Source organism: Paraburkholderia nemoris (genome assembly GCF_905221015.1).
In the GTDB taxonomy this organism is placed as follows: Bacteria; Pseudomonadota; Gammaproteobacteria; order Burkholderiales; family Burkholderiaceae; genus Paraburkholderia; species Paraburkholderia nemoris.
Window position 1 is genome coordinate 45,253 of sequence record NZ_CAJNBO010000014.1, and the last position, 15,508, is coordinate 60,760.

A 15,508-nucleotide genomic window follows, 5' to 3' on the forward strand; every position below is an offset into this window, starting at 1 on the left:
AAGGATGAGTACGCGAGAAGTAGTGATCTGCAATCCGGTGAGAACGCCGATCGGCGCATTCGGCGGATCGTTGAAAGAAGTACCCGCAACCGAACTCGGCGCGGTCGCCGTGCGTGAAACGCTGCGGCGCAGCGGCCTCGATCCGGCCGCGTTGGCCTCGGTGGTGCTGGGCAACGTGATTCAGGCCGGCAACCGGATGAATCCGGCGCGTCAGGCGTCGATTGGCGGCGGCGTGCCGGTTGCAGTGCCTGCGTTGACGGTCAATCGTGTATGTGGCTCGGGCGCGCAGGCGATCGCATCCGCGGCCCAGGAAATCTGGCTTGGTCTCGGCGATGCCGCCGTGGCCGGTGGTATGGAAAACATGGACCGCGCACCGTATCTGCTCGACGGCGGCCGCTGGGGCTACCGGATGGGCAACGCGCAAATCCACGACAGCCTGCTGCGCGACGGCCTGAACGACGCGTTTTCCGGCGAGCATTCCGGTTGGCATACCGAAGACCTCGTCACGCAGTTCGACCTCACGCGCGAAACGCAGGACCGTTGGGCCGCGCGTTCGCAACAGCGTTTCGCCGCAGCGCAGGCGCGCGGCGATTTCGACGCTGAACTGGTCGCCGTGGAAATTCCGGGGCGCAAAGGCCCGCAGCATTTTGCGAGCGATGAACAGCCGCGCCCGGATACCACCGTCGAAACGCTCGCCAAACTGCGTCCGGCATTCCGGCCGGACGGCACGATTACCGCGGGCAACGCGCCGGGCCTGAACAGCGGCGCGGCAGCTATGCTGGTCGCTGATCGCGGGTTCGCTGAGGCGCGCGGCATCGAACCGTTTGCGCGGCTGGTTGCGTTTGGCGTCGCGGCCGTCGAGCCGGGCATGTTCGGTCTCGGTCCGGTGCCGGCTGTGCAAATGGCCCTGGCTCGCGCGGGTTGGCAACTCAATGATGTTGAACGCTTCGAGATCAATGAAGCCTTCGCAGCCGTGCCGATCGCCGTAGCACGCAGACTTGGTATCGCGGATGAACTGATCAATGTGCAGGGCGGCGCGATCGCGCATGGTCACCCGATCGGAGCGACTGGTGCGGTATTGACGACGCGCCTGCTGCATTCGATGCGCCGCGACGGCCTGAAACGCGGCATCGTCACGTTGTGCATCGGTGGCGGGCAGGGGATTGCGCTGGCGTTGGAAGTGATCTGAGGTCAGCGGCTGCGGAGGCGGTGACGCGATGGCGGTGTCATGAACTGCGATCGCGTCGCAGTCATTTTGATGCCGTTTAGATGCAACGTGCATCAATCGCGCAGCGCCGCGCAGCAAACAGTCGTCGCGCGATGCTGAAAGTTTTTTCTCCAGCATCAGTTTCGTTTAGCATCATTGCCACTTTCACAAGAACACCAAGAGACATGGCTCTGATCGCTCGAAACATCCTCGGTATTGCCGTACTGCTACTCATCGCTTTCGTCTTTTCAACCAACCGGCGCGCCATCCGCTTACGGACTGTAATTGCGGCGCTGCTTGCGCAGGTCGGGATTGGCGCTTTCATTCTCTTCGTGCCGGTCGGCAAGACGGTGCTCGCCGCCGCCGCGTCCGGCGTCAATCACGTACTCGGCTATGGCAACGCGGGCATCGAGTTCCTGTTCGGCGGCCTCGTGCAAGCGAAGATGTTCCAGGTCTTCGGCGATGGCGGTTTTGTTTTCGCCGTGCGGGTGCTGCCGGCCATCATCTTCGTGACTGCACTCATTTCCGTGCTGTACTACCTCGGCGTGATGCGCTGGATCGTGATTGTGCTCGGCACGATATTCCAGAAGCTGCTCGGCGTATCGAAGCTCGAATCGTTCTCGGCCGTTACCACAATCTTCCTCGGGCAAAGCGAAATGCCTGCGGTGGTCAAACCGTTCACGCGCGATATGACCGGCGCCGAACTGTTCGCGGTGATGTCGAGCGGCATGGCGGCGGTTGCCGGTTCGGTGCTGGCGGGTTATGCGGGCCTTGGCGTGCGGGTTGAATATCTGCTGGCCGCGTCGTTCATGGCGGTGCCCGGCGGCTTGCTGTTTGCCAAGATCATTCACCCGACTACCGAGCCGAGCCGCGTGCATCTCGAGGACCTCAGCTTCGACGAAAAGCGTCCCGCGAATGTGATCGAAGCCGCGAGTTCCGGTGCGACTGTAGGTCTGAAAATCGCCGTAATGGTCGGCGCGATGCTGATCGCGTTCGTCAGCCTGATCGCGTTGCTCAACGGCATTGTGGGTGGCATAGGCGGCTGGTTCGGCCATCCGCAACTGTCGATGCAATCGGTGCTCGGCACGGTGTTCGCACCGCTCGCGTATCTGATCGGTGTGCCGTGGAGCGAAGCCGCAATCGCCGGCAATTTCCTCGGCCAGAAGATCATTCTCAATGAATTCGTCGCGTATGCGTCGCTGTCGCCGTACCTGAAAGACGCCGCCAGCGTGAGCGCGGCCGGCCTGCAGGCGCTCGATCCGCGAACCCTTGCTATTCTGTCGTTTGCGTTGTGCGGCTTCGCCAACTTTGCGTCGATCGCGGTGCTGACGGGCGGCTTTAGCGCCGTCGCGCCGGAACGCCGCGCCGAAGTCGCGCGCTACGGCCTGCGTGTCGTGCTCGCCGCGACGCTCTCGAACCTGATGAGCGCCACGATTGCGGGCATGTTCCTGACGCTGAATTGAATCGAATTGAGGATCGTTGAATGAACATGGAACAACTGCTGGAGCGCGCGGGCGTCGCGCGAGAAAAAGCCTATGCGCCTTATTCGAAGTTCAAGGTCGGCGCTGCGCTCCTGACCAAGGACGGCACCGTATTCGACGGCTGCAATGTCGAGAATGCCTCGTACGGATTGTGCAATTGTGCTGAACGTACGGCGTTTTTCAGCGCGATTGCCGCGGGCTATCAGCGCGACCAGTTCGCCGCGCTTGCGGTGATTGGCGATACGGATGGACCGATCGCACCGTGCGGCGCGTGCCGCCAGGTGATCATCGAACTGGGCGGCCCCGAATTGCCGATCAGGCTCGGCAATCTGCATGGCGCCACTCGCGACACCACCGCGCGTGAACAATTGCCGGACGCGTTTTATCTATGAGCAAGCACAAGGTTATCTACGACACCGATCCTGGTGTGGACGATGCGATGGCGCTCGTTTTTCAGGCGCTGCATCCGGACATCGAATTGCTGGGTCTGACGAGTGTATTCGGCAACGCCACGATTGAAACCACTACGCGCAATGCGCGGTTCCTGGCTGGACGGTTCGCGCCGGGCGTGCCGGTTGCGCAGGGCGCCGCTGCACCGCTCAAGCGTGCGGCACCCGAACCGCTCGCATGGATTCACGGCGACAACGGGCTTGGCAACATCGCGATCGAAGCCGGTGTTGAAGCAGCGCTCGATGTACGTCCCGCGCACCGTTTCATCATCGACACGGTGCGTGCCCATCCCGGCGAAGTCACGTTGATCGCGGTGGGCCCGCTCACGAACCTGGCATTGGCGCTGGCCGACGATCCGCAGATCGCGCCGCTCGTCAAACAGGTGGTCATCATGGGCGGTGCGTTCGGCACGGACGGCGTGCTCGGCAACGTGACGCCGGCCGCCGAAGCGAACATCCTCGGCGACCCCGATGCCGCCGATATCGTGTTCGGCGCATCGTGGCCAGTTGCGATCGTCGGACTCGACGTCACGCAGCGCACCATCATGAGCCAGGATTATCTGGCGTCGCTGCGTGAGCGCGGCGGCGCGGCAGGACAGTTCGTATGGGACGTGTCGCGGCACTACGAAGCCTTTCATGAGCAGAGCGCGCAACTTGAAGGCATTTACGTTCACGACTCGTCGGCGGTCACTTATGTGCTGGCGCCGCATCTTTATACGACTCGCAGTGGTCCCGTACGGGTGCTGACGGAGGGTATTGCTGTGGGCCAAACCATCCAGAAGCCTTCTACGATGCCGGTGCCCGCGCCGGACTGGGACAGCCGGCCGGACAGTACAGTCTGCCTGAACGTGGATGTGCCCGGGATGCTCGCGCTTTACGAGCGCACCATTTGCGGCACGCTGTAGGGGGATCGTGTGACGCCGCCGCCGTTTGCTAAGCGAGTCGCCTTTTTCAGTGCCGCTCTTTGCGCAAGCCGGCGCGTAGCGGGCGGCCGGCGGCGCGGCGATTGATCTGACGTAAGGAATAAAGCGGAAACGGCGAGGCCGCTGTGCAATGCAGCAAACCGGCCCGTCATTGTGGCCGATGCATATCGTCAATCTTTGCTACATTTCTGCAGACGTGCTGCGCAGGCGGTCTTCGAGGCCTTGGCATACCGACCCGGCGCGCGTGACCCAAATCTATCAAGAGGCAAAAGATGCGAATTCTAGTAGTAGGGGCGGGCGCCGTGGGCGGCTACTTCGGCGGACGTCTCGCAGCGGCGGGACAGGACGTGACCTTCCTCGTGCGTCCTGGCCGCGCGGAAAAGCTTGCACGTGACGGTCTGGTCATCAACAGCGCGCGCGGCAATCTCGCCTTGCGCGACGTCAAGACGATACTCGCCGGTGTCGCCGCGGAGCCGTTCGATCTGGTGCTCCTCAGTTGCAAAGCCTACAGCCTCGACGACGCGATCGATTCGTTTGCACCGCTGGTCGGCGAATCCACGCTGATTCTGCCGATGCTCAACGGCATGCGCCATATCGATGTGCTCAAGGAAAAGTTCGGTGCGTCACGCGTACTGGGCGGTCAATGCGTGATTGCGGCGACGCTCAGCCCCGAGCAGCACATCATGCATCTGAACGAAACGCACGCGATCACATTCGGTGAACTGGACGGCGGCACGTCCGAGCGCGTGGAGGCGATTGCGGATGCGATGGCCGACGCGAATTTCGATGCGGTGGTCAGCGACAACATCCTGCTGCGCATGTGGGAAAAGTGGGTGTTCCTGGCCACACTCGCGGCCAGTACGTGCTTGATGCGCGGTTCGGTCGGCGATATTCTGGCTGCGCCGGACGGCAAGCGCATCATCGAAAACCTGCTCGGCGAGTGCCGTGGCGTCGCGGAGCACAACAGCTTTACGATGGGCGCGGACTTCGATGCCCGGGCTACCCAAACGCTCTTCACGCCTTCGCCGCTAACAGCTTCGATGTTGCGCGACGTCGAAAATCACTCGCATACCGAGGCGGATCACATTCTTGGCGATCTGATCTCGCGCGGCGGCGATGCGCAGAAGGGCGAGCACGGCCTATCGTTGCTGCGTATCGCCTATAGTCATCTGAAGACGTATGAAGCAAGGCAGGCCCGTACATCCTGAATGACGGGAACGCGGGCGACGGAGACGGCAACAGCAGCCTAACGTTTCGGAGGTGAAGCATGCCGAGTCCAACCGGATCCGTACCCGCGCTCAGTGCCGCTTCGGCGACGATCTTCTCGATCGGCATCGTCTTTCTCGGCTACTGGGGCTTGTACGATCAAACGAAATGGCACGTGTCCGACGTTTTCGTCTTCGTGTTTGCGATGATCGGCTTCGGCTGCCTCGGGCTCGTGCCTTGGATGGCGACGAGCCCCGTTGAACCGGAAAACAGCGACGTCCGCATCCGGGTTGCGCGGCACATGTTCCTTGTCGGCGTGCTGTCAATCTGGCTGGGCGTGGCGATTTCGGTGATCTTTTGATTAACGCTCGATCTGCCTGTTCCAGCGCGTATCCCACTGCGCGCGGTGCGCATTGATCGTGTCCCAATCCACCACGGTCACCTTCTTCACCAGATCGTCGACGTTACCCAGGCTTTGCTGCATCGGCGGTGTCATCTTCGCGAGACGATTGGTCGGAATCTGTTTGCCCGCCTCGGCGGCTTTGGTCTGAGCCGGCGCGGACAGCAGGAACTGCGCGAGTTTCTGCGCCAATTGCGGATCCGGGTTGTTGTTGACCACGCACAGATCGACCAGCAGCAACACCGGACCTTCCTTCGGACTCACATAGCCGACCGGAATGCCCTTGTCCTGCAGATCGCTGACGGCAGTCGGCGTCAACGGGAACAGGCCCGCTTCGCCGGTCTGGACCATTTCGGAAATCTTCGCTGAGTTCGGCACGTACTCCACCACGTTCGGGCCAACTGTCGTGGCCCATTTCGTGAAGCCCGGCTCGACGTTCTGCTCGCTGCCGCCCATCAGACGGTTGATCGCCAGAAAGCCGTGCAGGCCGAAGGTGCTGCTCGAAGCGGACTGGAACACCACCTTGCCCTTGTACTTCGGATCGGCAAAGTCCATCCATGAAGTCGGCGGCGCCCAGCCTTTTTCAGCAAACAGCTTCTTGTTGTACGCGATACCGGTCATGCCGAGCTGCACGCCCGCGCCCATGTCGTCCTTCATGCGCGCGAACGGATAGAGCTCTTTGAGTACCGGCGCGTCGTCGAGCTTCTTGCACACGCCCATGCTGACCGCGCGCGCCATCACGCCGTCGTCGAGAAACACCACGTGGATCTGCGGATTGGCCTTGTTGGCGAGCAGCTTGGCGAGAATGTCCGACGAGGTGCCGGGCACCACGACGACTTTGACGTTGTTGGCTTTCTCGAAGTCGGGCAGGACCTGGCTCGTATAGGCCTTTTCCATCGGACCGCCGTTCATGCCGATGTAAATGGTCTTGGTCTCCGACCATGCCGGCGCGGCCGCACCGAATGCGCACAATGCGGCCAGCGCCGCGATCGTCTTGAACAGTTTCATTGTGGGGCTCCTGAGTTTCATTAAACGATAACGAGGCGATGACTGGGCGATAGCAAAGCGATAAGCAATAAGCGATAGCTAGGCGACAGATGGCGCAGCAACAGCAGCGAAGCGATTGATCGAAAACGCGTCGAGCGGTGTGACCGTGGCGCCGTCGATCACAAGATCCGCAAGTATTTCGCCGACGCCCGGCGCCAGCAAAAACCCGCCGCCCGAAAAGCCGAACGCATGCAGCAAACGCGGCACCGTGCGGCTCGCTCCGATGATCGGATTGCTGTCGGGCGTCTCGCCTTCCACGCCGCTCCATGTGCGGATCAGCAGCGCCTCGCGCAGCGGGGGCAGCAGGGCGCACGCATCGCGCATCACGGCGCGGGTGGTTTCCGTCGACGGTTGACCGTATTCGCCGTCGCCATGTCCGCGCCCGCCGCCGATCACGCAATTGCCGCGCGCCACTTGCCGCGCGTAGATGCCGCCGCCGTACACGCCGAGGTTGTGCGTGATGAAATGCGGCAGCGGCTCGGTGACCCACATGTTCGGGTAGATCGGTTTCATCGGCGCGGTTTCGCCGAAGTACCCGGCAACCGTATTCGCCCAGGCGCCGGCGGAATTGATCAGCCAGTCGGCGCTGATGCGCGTGTCGCCGGCACGTAGCTGGAAGCGCGTGCCGTCGTGATGGATGTCGGTCAGTTCGGTTTGCTCGCGCACGTCCGCGCCTGCGGCGCGCGCGGCACGGGCGAACGCGGGTGAGACCAGACGTGGATTCGCTTGGCCATCGGTCGCACATAGCGAGCCGCCGACCGCTGCAGTACCTAGCCATGGATAGCGTTGCCGGAACGTAGCGCCGCTGATGACCTGCGCTTGCAGTCCGTGGCCGCGCGCCATGTCCGCCCATGCTTCGAGCGCGGCAAGATCGGCTTCGCTGCGCGCGAGCCGCAAATGTCCCGACACGGTGAATTCTCCGTCGATGCCGATCAGCTCCGGCAGGCCGTCCCAGATGCGCCGTGCACGCATGGCGAGAGGCATCTGTTCGGCCGGCCGTCCCTGGACGCGCACGCCGCCGTAGTTCACGCCGCTTGCCTGTGCGCCGCAATAGCGCCGCTCGAACAGGCCCACGCGCAAGCCGCGTCGCGCGAGCGCCAACGCTGCCGATGAGCCGACCAGTCCGCCGCCCGCAATCGCAACGTCGTAGTGCAGGGTGTCACTCATCGCGCGCCTCCTCGGGAATCTCGGCGACGTCGTCGGCATACATAGCGGGCGATAGCGGAATCGGTTTGACAGGCGGCTGGCTGCGCAAACGGCCAACGGCTTCGAGGGGTTTGCCGGTTTCTTCGGCCAGCAGCGTCAATGCTGCTTCACCGCACATGCGGCCCTGGCAACGGCCCATGCCGACACGCGTGAGCGCTTTCAGTCGATTGATCTCGTTCGCTTCGCCTCCGCGAATGCAGCGCCGCAAGGTGCCTGCATCGATTTCCTCGCAGCGGCACACGGTCATGTCGTCGGGCCACTGCGCTGCGCATTTTGCGGGCGGCGCAAATGCCGCTTCGATACCTTGGCGAAACACAGCGATACGTTGAAGGCTTCGCTCGAGGGCCGCTGCGTCGCGCATGCCGGGACTACGTGGATGCGCGATGCCGAGGTCGTCGAGTAGCGCCAATGCCGTGCGACGCCCGGCGAGTTCGGCAGCGTCGGCGCCCGCGATGCCCGCACCGTCGCCAGCCAGATAGATGCCTCGCACGGTGCTGCGGCCGGCCGGGTCGAGTTCGGGTAGCCAGCAACGGTTGTGCGTATCGAAGCGGAAGCGGCACCCGGCAAGATCGGCGAGTTGGGTTTCAGGCTTGAGGCCGAAGCTGATGCCGACGGCGTCGCATGCGAGGGTTTCGGTCTTCGAGCCAACGGTTGAAGAGCGCCATTCAATCGCACTCACGCCTTGGTCGCCATGAATGCCGATCAGGTTCACATCGCGTTCGATCCGCACGCCGTGCATCTTTAGCCAGCCGACGTAGTACAGCCCTTTGGCGAACGTAGCAGGTTGCCGCGCGAGCTTCGGCGTCGCGGCAATCTGCTGCGATAGGGGGCTCGAGTCGAGTACGGCTACCACCTGTGCACCTGCTTTTACGTACTGATAGGCCACGAGATAGAGCAATGGCCCGGTACCCGCGAGCACCACGCGCTGACCGATCGCACAGCCTTGCGCCTTCAACGCGACTTGCGCCGCGCCCAGCGTGTAGACGCCGGGTAGGGTCCAGCCCGGTACCGGTAGCACGCGATCTGTGGCGCCGCTCGCGATGATCAGATGCGAGAACGGCACGCTGATTTCGCGTCCTGCGTGCAACGTATCGAGGCGACCTGGTGCACAAGCCCAGGCCAGTGTGTCGGGACGATAGTCGAGGTGCGGAAGCAGTGTGGCCATCGTCGTGTGCAACGCTTCGGCCTTGTGCGCTTCAAAACCATAGAGCGTTTTCTTCGAGCGTTGGAACGCGCCGTTCGCGGGCGGTTGACGATAAATCTGGCCACCCCAGCGGGCGTTTTCATCCAGCACGATGGGCTTGATGCCCGCGGCAACGAGTGTTTCGGCGGCGCGCACGCCCGCCGGTCCCGCGCCGACGATCACCACGCGGTGTTCGTTGCTCATTGCGTGTCTCCGTTTGCCGTCACGGCGGAGCTGGCAGCGGAAGGAAGGCCGGCAACGAAAGCAACCTCAGCGAGCCGTGTGACCACACGCATACCCTGCGTCACCAGTGTCGAACACGCGCGCAAACGCAGACCCTCTTCTGTACGCATCCAACAATCCTGGCAAGCGCCGATCAGGCAGAAGCCGGCGCGCGGCGCGCCGCTGAATTCGCTTTCGCGCACGCGACGTTGTTGCATCAGCACGGCAGTGAGCAGCGTATCGCCCTGCAACGCAGTGACTTCATGACCATCAATGAAAAAGCTAAGCGGTTCACGCTGCGTCTCCGCAACGCGAACGAATTGCGCTTCGCGTTTCGGCGCGGCGGATTCGGAAGACGGCAAATTCGACGGCATGTTAGAGAGAGCAGTAGAAGACATCAGTGCTGACCGATCAGAATCCGGTTGAGCCCATACACGCGATCGAGCAGCAGCATCGCGCCGGCCGTGATGAAAATCACCAGCGCGGAGACGGATGCCATCATCGGATCGATCGATTCGGTCGCGTACATGTACATGCGCACCGGCAGCGTGACGGTTTGCGGCGAAGTGACGAAGATCGACATGGTCAGTTCGTCGAAGCTGTTGATGAACGCGAGCAACCAGCCGCCGGTAATGCCCGGCAGAATCATCGGGAAGGTGATGCGGCGAAACGTGGTCCATGCGTCAGCGCCGAGCGAGTGCGCGGCGTGTTCGACGCTGCGGTCGAGACCGCTGACGGAGGCCAGCACGAGCCGCATCACGAACGGCGTGATGATGATCATGTGTGCGAGCACGAGCCACGCGAACGAACCGGTCGCGCCGATCAGCGCGAAGAAGCGCAGCAGTGCGATGCCGAGCACGAGACCGGGAATCACCAGCGGCGACAGAAGCAAGCCGTTAAGAAACCCGCGCCCCGGAAAGCGCGCACGACCAATGGCCAACGCAGCAGGCAAAGCGACGATCAAAGACAACGTCGCTGAGGCAAACGCCAGCTTCAGGCTATTGAAAAACGCGGAGATAAAGTCCGGGTAGTTGAGGATCGCGCGGAACCAGCGCAGCGATACGCCGTGCGTGGGCAGCGTGAGCGTTTCGTCGGGCGTGAAGGCGACCAGCACCACGATCACGAGCGGCGCGAGCACGAACGCGATGACGAGGGTGTGGAAAATCAGCGCAATGGGGCCGTTTTTTCTCATGATGATCTCGCGAGGTTCAGCCGAGGCTTCTGGTGTACTTGCGTTCCAGAACCCGGTAGTAAGTGAGCATCACGATCAGATTCGCGACCAGCAGCAGGAGCGCGATGGTCGCGCCGAGCGGCCAGTTCAGCGAGCCGAGGAATTCGTCATAGACGGCGGTGGCGGCCACTTTCAGGCGCCGTCCGCCGAGTAGACCGGGAATCGCGAACGCGCTTGCCGACAGGCCGAACACCATCAGGCTGCCCGACAGGATGCCAGGCGTGAGTTGCGGTAACACGATGCGGCGCAGCGTGGTGGCGGGCGACGCCATCAGCGAGAGCGCGGCATTTTCCGTTTGCGGGTCGAGCTTCTGCAACGCGGTCCACACGGGAATCACCATGAATGGCAGCATCACGTGCACCAGTGCGATGACGATTGCGAACGTGGTGTATTCGAGCTTGTACGGTCCGAGCCCGATAAGACCGAACGCCTGATTCACGAGGCCGTTGCTATTGAGCAGCATGCTCCAGCCGAACGCGCGCACCACGACCGAGACCAGCAGCGGCGCGAGAATGATCAGCAGGAACATCGAGCGATACGGATCGCGCATGCGCGACAGCACGTAGGCTTCGGGCGTGCCGATCACGATGCACAGCAGGGTGGTCAGAAAGGCGATGCCGAAGGTGCGCAGGAAGATCGTATGGAAATACGACGATTGCAGCACTTCCGCATAGTTGCCGAACTGGAATGCGGCGAGCGGGCCGCTCGCCGGATCGAAGCGGTAGAACGTCAGCACCAGCGTCATCACGAGCGGCACCAGCACCAGCGTCGCAAACAGCAGGAAAGCCGGTGCGCACATCAGCCACAAGGGTAGGAACGCATGCCACGGCGCGCGGCGCGCATTGCCGGTCTTCATGCTGTCGTTGTTCGAAGCGGGCAGCGTACTAGCCATGATGCGCATCCCGTTGAATGAAGCGGATCGCCTCGCTGTTCCAGTCGACGCCAACCGCCGCGCCTTCCGGCAGCGGTTCGGTGCCTTCGTTCTGGCAGCACACCAGCACTTCGCCGAGCCGACTGTCCACGCGGTAGAGCCATTGGCTGCCGAGGAAGAAGCGGCTTGTCACGGTGGCCGCCAGACGTCCTGCGTTCGGCGCGCACAGGCGCAGCTTTTCCGGACGAATGCACAACGTGACCGCGTCGCCGACGCCGATCACGCGTTCGCGCATCGGTAGTTGCTCGGTGTGGCCCGTCTCGGCAAGATCATGTCCAAGGTCGATGCGGATCGCGTCGCCGTCGCGTGCCACCACGGTGCCCGCCAGCATGTTTGCCTTGCCGATGAACTGCGAGACGAATCTGTTTTCAGGCCGCTCGTATGCTTCGTACGGTGTATCGATCTGCGTAATGCGGCCGGCCTCCATCACCACCACGCGGTCGCTGATCGACAGCGCCTCCGACTGGTCGTGCGTGACCATGATGGTGGTCGTGCCGATCTTGCGTTGAATGGCGCGCAGTTCGAACTGCATGTCTTCGCGCAGCTTGGCGTCGAGGTTCGACATCGGTTCGTCGAGCAGCAGCACGGGCGGCGCGATCACGATCGCGCGAGCAATCGCTACACGTTGCCGCTGACCGCCGGATAACTCGCGCGGAAAGCGGTGCGCGAGCGTATCGAGTCGCACCAGCGCCAGCGCGTCGCGCACACGTTCCTTGCGCTCGGCCTTGTCGATGTTGCGCATTTCCAGACCGAAGCCGACGTTGTCCGCGACGCTCATATGCGGAAACAGCGCGTAACTCTGGAACACGATGCCGAGGCCGCGCTTGTTCGGCTTCATGTGCGTGATGTCGCGGCCGTCGAGCGTGATGCGGCCGCGCGTCGTTTCGACGAAGCCCGCGATCATCTGCAACGTGGTGGTCTTGCCGCAACCCGACGGCCCGAGCAGCGAAACGAACTCGCCTTTCTCGACCGACAGGTTCACGTCGGCGACTGCCTGCAGATCGCCGAACGATTTCGCTACGTCCGTGAGTGTGAGGAACGACATGATCTGGCCTTTGGATGGATCGACACCGGTTCAATCGGCTACTGCCTCGATGGAGCCGACTCTATCCAGCCAAATTGCATGGCGTCAATTTCAAATTCCGTTTGCCGGTATAAGTTTAGAAAAAATTCCGATGAGCGGAATGTATTTGGCAGGACTGGCACCAACTCTTCCGTTCCGTGATCTCCGGAAAATCCCTATGAATCAGAATGAAGTGCAAATGGAACGGGCGTGCCGGGAATATTCCATTCACGGATAATTCCCTCTATAGTGTTCCGGTCAATGAAATAATTCGGAGCGCCTGAGATGAATGCTGCCACCAAACGAGATGCCGAACCCGCACTTGCCGATACGGGCAGTCCACCCGGACCGGGGATGCTGGAGCGCGCCTTCGCGGTGATCCGTGCGTTATCCGAAGCGCAACCTGACGGCGGCCGCGTCACGCGTCTCGCGAAGGCGGTGGGTCTCACGCAAGGCACCGTGCACCGCATTCTTCACGCGCTGATCGCGGAAGGCATCGTCGAACAGGACGAAAGCTCGAAGCTGTATCGGCTGAGCGTCGATTTCTTCGCGCTCGCCGCGCAGGCCGGCAATCCGAGCGGCATGCGCACGCTGTGCCGTCCCGCGTTGCTGCGGCTGTGCGCGAGTCTTGGCGACACGATTTTTCTGCTGGTCAAAAGCAGCTTCGACGCGGTGTGTCTCGACATCTGTGAAGGGCCGTTTCCGATTCGCTCGTTCACCGGCGATATTGGCGGGCGCGTGGCCTTGGGTGTCGGTCAGGGGAGTCTGGCGATTCTCGCGTTCCTGCCGGAAGCGGAGCGCGAAGAGATCATCCGCTTTAACGTGCCGCGCATTCGTGGCTATGGCGTGCTCGACGAAGTGTATTTACGCACCGAGATCGAGCGTGTGCGCCAACTCGGTTACGCGGGCCGCAATAGCGGGGTACTCGACGGCATGGCGGGTGTGGCGGTGCCGATTCTGGATCGCACGGGTGTCGCGGTGGCGGCGCTAAGCGTGGGCACCCTGGCGGCGCGTCTAGGCGACGATCGTCTGCCGATGGTGGTCGAATTGCTGAGGCGACAGGCGGATGCGATCGGCCCGCAAACCAATCCCTTCGACGTCGCGCTGCGCCGGCCGATGCATGGTTTGTCGCGGGCTATGACTACCGAGCGGATCGCGGGGTAAGCGGAGACGGAAAGGGCGTTACGTTGAGCCGAAGCGGTTTTGCCTGTCAAGTGCACTCTGCCAACGCAAAACGGAAGCCACGGCGCTAGGGCAATTTGGCGAGTAGAGTGTCCAGGAGTGACGGCGGCAGACTGATTTCACCGTCATCGCCGTCCGCTGACGTGTCGTAGATAAGCGAGTGGTTTGTCCAGGCAAGGTTCGGTGCATCAAGATTGAAATAGGTCCTTTCCGCTAACAGCTTCTTGGACTGTGCGTCGTATAGACGTAGAAGAATCTTGTTGTTCCACAGATAACTGTACCTGGCCGTGTAGCGGGCATCCGCATCGGATGGCACGTTGTGCCACGTCGCAGCGTGCGACCGCTGTCGCACGTCCAGCAAGTAATTGCCCGTATAGGCCAACGCGACCACGATGGCGAGGCGCTTGGCCGTGAGCAGGGCAATCTGGCGAGTCCGCATGGTCCTGCCGTCACTGCTCGAAAAGATGAACATGACTGATCGGACAAAACTGACCAACGTGACCGTGACGACAATGGCGAGGATGCAAAGCATCAGCATGCTCTCGCTATATCCTTGCAGCCCTTTCATAGAAACCCCAATTCAATTGGTGGATTCAGTCCAATAACCCGGTAGTCGGAATACACGATAAAATCCCCGCCACGTTGGTGCATTAGCTGCCACTGCCTGAATGAACGGTTTCTAACCGGATAGTGGACGTTACCGGGTACGCGCACGTTTCCAACTGTTACCGGATAATCAATCCAAGCTATGTCGGCGATGCCTGCAGCGGCGGTTGCTGGAACAATAATCACGCCGTCTCGGCTCCAGTGACCTAGGTATTGAGACGGCTTGCCAGTATCGTCGGTAAAGGTGTAATTGTCTTTTACGTAGACAACAATGCTTGTAACTGTCGCGTGTCGTGCGTCCAAGTCGAACGTCGCATTACCGATAGCCGCGTAGAAGTTGAACGAGCCGAGCGAACCTGTGAGATCGTCCGGTACACCGCCATTGTCCCTTTCCGATACGATGAATTGGTCGAATTTTTGACTTATGCTGCTTTCGACTCCGGCAAACTGGAATTGAAAATGTTTGTGTAGCGTAGGCAGAACTTTTGCGCTTGTAGCTAAACCGTCTACCCTTCCATACGGCGCGCGAAGCGGTTTCAACTTTTGGCCAATCATATCAACTGCCTTAGGTGCCCTGATCGCAGAATTGACCAAAAAGTCATACTGCGCTTTGGCTCGCGGAAATTTTAGAATCCAGTCAAGCTTTATCGTCGTCGTATCAATCATGCTTGCCGGATAAGGTTCACTGTTCTGATTGATCCCCGCCTTTTCATCGTCGGTTGTGGGTGAATAGTTAAGCGCCCCCGCAAACCATCTCTCCATAAGCTTAGCCGAGACGGGCATAAACTCCTTGCGCATCGCACCGGGAATCTCCTGAAGGTCGAATGGCGGCACAACTTCAGTTTTTTCTGTTGGCGCCGCTTTCGGCGGCTTGGGTGGGGATGGTGTATCGAGCCACTTTCGGAAACGGGCTTGCGCCTCGAGAATCGCCAAAAGCCCCTCGCCAACCTCTTTCTTTTGGCGCGGAGGTTTCGGCGGCGGAGGAGATCTCGGAGGTTGGTCCTGAGGGGGCGGTGGCGCTTTGTTCATCGATATAGCCAGATTAGGAATGATGTAACAGCCGTTCTCGGCATCGCATCGTTTCCAGCGCCATAGGATCTTGTTGATCTTGTAATACGGGATTTTTTTGTAGTAAGTGGACGGCATGTTTGTTATCACCACGCGGTTTTTC

The 15,508-nt window shown here is 61.4% G+C and carries 17 protein-coding genes; 8 read left to right on the forward strand and 9 right to left on the reverse strand.

Features of this window, described 5'->3' with window-relative positions:
* Positions 1 to 4: 4 nt before the first annotated feature.
* The 6 genes from KHO33_RS22035 to KHO33_RS22060 all read left to right on the forward strand — a co-directional run bounded on the left by KHO33_RS22035 (position 5) and on the right by KHO33_RS22060 (position 5,627).
* A complete protein-coding gene (locus KHO33_RS22035; RefSeq protein WP_200567271.1) occupies positions 5 to 1,189 on the forward strand; it encodes a thiolase family protein in 1,185 nt (394 codons plus the stop codon).
* A 203-nt stretch (positions 1,190 to 1,392) separates the two neighbouring features.
* Positions 1,393 to 2,670: a NupC/NupG family nucleoside CNT transporter gene (locus KHO33_RS22040; protein ID WP_200567270.1), complete on the forward strand. Its 1,278-nt coding sequence runs from the start codon at positions 1,393 to 1,395 to the stop codon at positions 2,668 to 2,670.
* A gap of 20 nt (positions 2,671 to 2,690) precedes the next feature.
* The gene (locus KHO33_RS22045) at positions 2,691 to 3,080 is read left to right on the forward strand and encodes a cytidine deaminase (protein WP_054040364.1); all 390 of its coding nucleotides are present in this window, start codon (positions 2,691 to 2,693) and stop codon (positions 3,078 to 3,080) included.
* The gene (locus KHO33_RS22050) at positions 3,077 to 4,042 is read left to right on the forward strand and encodes a nucleoside hydrolase (RefSeq protein ID WP_200567269.1); all 966 of its coding nucleotides are present in this window, start codon (positions 3,077 to 3,079) and stop codon (positions 4,040 to 4,042) included. The genes KHO33_RS22045 and KHO33_RS22050 overlap by 4 nt, the downstream gene beginning before the upstream one ends.
* A 290-nt stretch (positions 4,043 to 4,332) precedes the next feature.
* On the forward strand, positions 4,333 to 5,268 hold the full coding sequence (gene panE, locus KHO33_RS22055) for a 2-dehydropantoate 2-reductase (protein ID WP_200567268.1): 936 nt from the start codon (positions 4,333 to 4,335) through the stop codon (positions 5,266 to 5,268).
* A 59-nt stretch (positions 5,269 to 5,327) separates the two neighbouring features.
* Entirely contained in the window at positions 5,328 to 5,627 is a 300-nt protein-coding gene (locus KHO33_RS22060; protein WP_054040369.1) for a hypothetical protein, read from the forward strand.
* Here the strand turns inward: KHO33_RS22060 and KHO33_RS22065 are convergent, their stop codons facing one another.
* The 7 genes from KHO33_RS22065 to KHO33_RS22095 form a co-directional block, all read right to left on the reverse strand.
* Positions 5,628 to 6,674 carry an ABC transporter substrate-binding protein gene (locus KHO33_RS22065; RefSeq protein WP_200567267.1) on the reverse strand — a complete coding sequence of 349 codons (1,047 nt, stop codon included), beginning with the start codon at positions 6,672 to 6,674 and terminating at the stop codon, positions 5,628 to 5,630.
* A gap of 78 nt (positions 6,675 to 6,752) precedes the next feature.
* Entirely contained in the window at positions 6,753 to 7,880 is a 1,128-nt protein-coding gene (locus tag KHO33_RS22070) for an NAD(P)/FAD-dependent oxidoreductase (protein WP_200567266.1), read from the reverse strand.
* Positions 7,873 to 9,306: an FAD/NAD(P)-dependent oxidoreductase gene (locus tag KHO33_RS22075; protein WP_200567265.1), complete on the reverse strand. Its 1,434-nt coding sequence runs from the start codon at positions 9,304 to 9,306 to the stop codon at positions 7,873 to 7,875. Before KHO33_RS22075 ends, KHO33_RS22070 begins: the two co-directional genes overlap by 8 nt.
* Positions 9,303 to 9,698: a (2Fe-2S)-binding protein gene (locus KHO33_RS22080; RefSeq protein ID WP_200567292.1), complete on the reverse strand. Its 396-nt coding sequence runs from the start codon at positions 9,696 to 9,698 to the stop codon at positions 9,303 to 9,305. Before KHO33_RS22080 ends, KHO33_RS22075 begins: the two co-directional genes overlap by 4 nt.
* A gap of 23 nt (positions 9,699 to 9,721) precedes the next feature.
* Positions 9,722 to 10,516, reverse strand: a complete 795-nt coding sequence (locus KHO33_RS22085) for an ABC transporter permease (protein ID WP_054040373.1) — start codon at positions 10,514 to 10,516, stop codon at positions 9,722 to 9,724.
* 16 nt (positions 10,517 to 10,532) lie between these two features.
* The gene (locus tag KHO33_RS22090; RefSeq protein ID WP_200567264.1) at positions 10,533 to 11,447 is read right to left on the reverse strand and encodes an ABC transporter permease; all 915 of its coding nucleotides are present in this window, start codon (positions 11,445 to 11,447) and stop codon (positions 10,533 to 10,535) included.
* Entirely contained in the window at positions 11,440 to 12,531 is a 1,092-nt protein-coding gene (locus KHO33_RS22095; RefSeq protein ID WP_200567263.1) for an ABC transporter ATP-binding protein, read from the reverse strand. The genes KHO33_RS22090 and KHO33_RS22095 overlap by 8 nt, the downstream gene beginning before the upstream one ends.
* Between KHO33_RS22095 and KHO33_RS22100 the strand changes: the two genes are divergently transcribed.
* Complete coding sequence (locus KHO33_RS22100; protein WP_200567262.1) at positions 12,530 to 12,787, forward strand: hypothetical protein; 258 nt, start codon at positions 12,530 to 12,532, stop codon at positions 12,785 to 12,787. The two genes, KHO33_RS22095 and KHO33_RS22100, sit on opposite strands and share 2 nt — an antisense overlap.
* 47 nt (positions 12,788 to 12,834) lie before the next feature.
* A complete protein-coding gene (locus KHO33_RS22105; protein WP_054040375.1) occupies positions 12,835 to 13,713 on the forward strand; it encodes an IclR family transcriptional regulator in 879 nt (292 codons plus the stop codon).
* A gap of 85 nt (positions 13,714 to 13,798) precedes the next feature.
* Here KHO33_RS22105 and KHO33_RS22110 read toward each other — a convergent pair whose 3' ends face one another.
* Both KHO33_RS22110 and KHO33_RS22115 read right to left on the reverse strand, forming a co-directional pair.
* A complete protein-coding gene (locus KHO33_RS22110) occupies positions 13,799 to 14,299 on the reverse strand; it encodes a hypothetical protein (protein WP_054040376.1) in 501 nt (166 codons plus the stop codon).
* The gene (locus KHO33_RS22115; RefSeq protein ID WP_200567261.1) at positions 14,296 to 15,483 is read right to left on the reverse strand and encodes a DUF6402 family protein; all 1,188 of its coding nucleotides are present in this window, start codon (positions 15,481 to 15,483) and stop codon (positions 14,296 to 14,298) included. Before KHO33_RS22115 ends, KHO33_RS22110 begins: the two co-directional genes overlap by 4 nt.
* Positions 15,484 to 15,508: the final 25 nt, after the last annotated feature.

Coding starts and splice junctions, on each gene's coding strand:
- KHO33_RS22035 (WP_200567271.1), top strand. CDS start 5: ATGAGTACGCGAGAAGTAGTGATCTGCAATCCGGTGAGAACGCCGATC.
- KHO33_RS22040 (WP_200567270.1), top strand. CDS start 1,393: ATGGCTCTGATCGCTCGAAACATCCTCGGTATTGCCGTACTGCTACTC.
- KHO33_RS22045 (WP_054040364.1), top strand. CDS start 2,691: ATGAACATGGAACAACTGCTGGAGCGCGCGGGCGTCGCGCGAGAAAAA.
- KHO33_RS22050 (WP_200567269.1), top strand. CDS start 3,077: ATGAGCAAGCACAAGGTTATCTACGACACCGATCCTGGTGTGGACGAT.
- panE (WP_200567268.1), top strand. CDS start 4,333: ATGCGAATTCTAGTAGTAGGGGCGGGCGCCGTGGGCGGCTACTTCGGC.
- KHO33_RS22060 (WP_054040369.1), top strand. CDS start 5,328: ATGCCGAGTCCAACCGGATCCGTACCCGCGCTCAGTGCCGCTTCGGCG.
- KHO33_RS22065 (WP_200567267.1), bottom strand. CDS start 6,674: ATGAAACTGTTCAAGACGATCGCGGCGCTGGCCGCATTGTGCGCATTC.
- KHO33_RS22070 (WP_200567266.1), bottom strand. CDS start 7,880: ATGAGTGACACCCTGCACTACGACGTTGCGATTGCGGGCGGCGGACTG.
- KHO33_RS22075 (WP_200567265.1), bottom strand. CDS start 9,306: ATGAGCAACGAACACCGCGTGGTGATCGTCGGCGCGGGACCGGCGGGC.
- KHO33_RS22080 (WP_200567292.1), bottom strand. CDS start 9,698: ATGCCGTCGAATTTGCCGTCTTCCGAATCCGCCGCGCCGAAACGCGAA.
- KHO33_RS22085 (WP_054040373.1), bottom strand. CDS start 10,516: ATGAGAAAAAACGGCCCCATTGCGCTGATTTTCCACACCCTCGTCATC.
- KHO33_RS22090 (WP_200567264.1), bottom strand. CDS start 11,447: ATGGCTAGTACGCTGCCCGCTTCGAACAACGACAGCATGAAGACCGGC.
- KHO33_RS22100 (WP_200567262.1), top strand. CDS start 12,530: ATGATCTGGCCTTTGGATGGATCGACACCGGTTCAATCGGCTACTGCC.
- KHO33_RS22095 (WP_200567263.1), bottom strand. CDS start 12,531: ATGTCGTTCCTCACACTCACGGACGTAGCGAAATCGTTCGGCGATCTG.
- KHO33_RS22105 (WP_054040375.1), top strand. CDS start 12,835: ATGAATGCTGCCACCAAACGAGATGCCGAACCCGCACTTGCCGATACG.
- KHO33_RS22110 (WP_054040376.1), bottom strand. CDS start 14,299: ATGAAAGGGCTGCAAGGATATAGCGAGAGCATGCTGATGCTTTGCATC.
- KHO33_RS22115 (WP_200567261.1), bottom strand. CDS start 15,483: ATGCCGTCCACTTACTACAAAAAAATCCCGTATTACAAGATCAACAAG.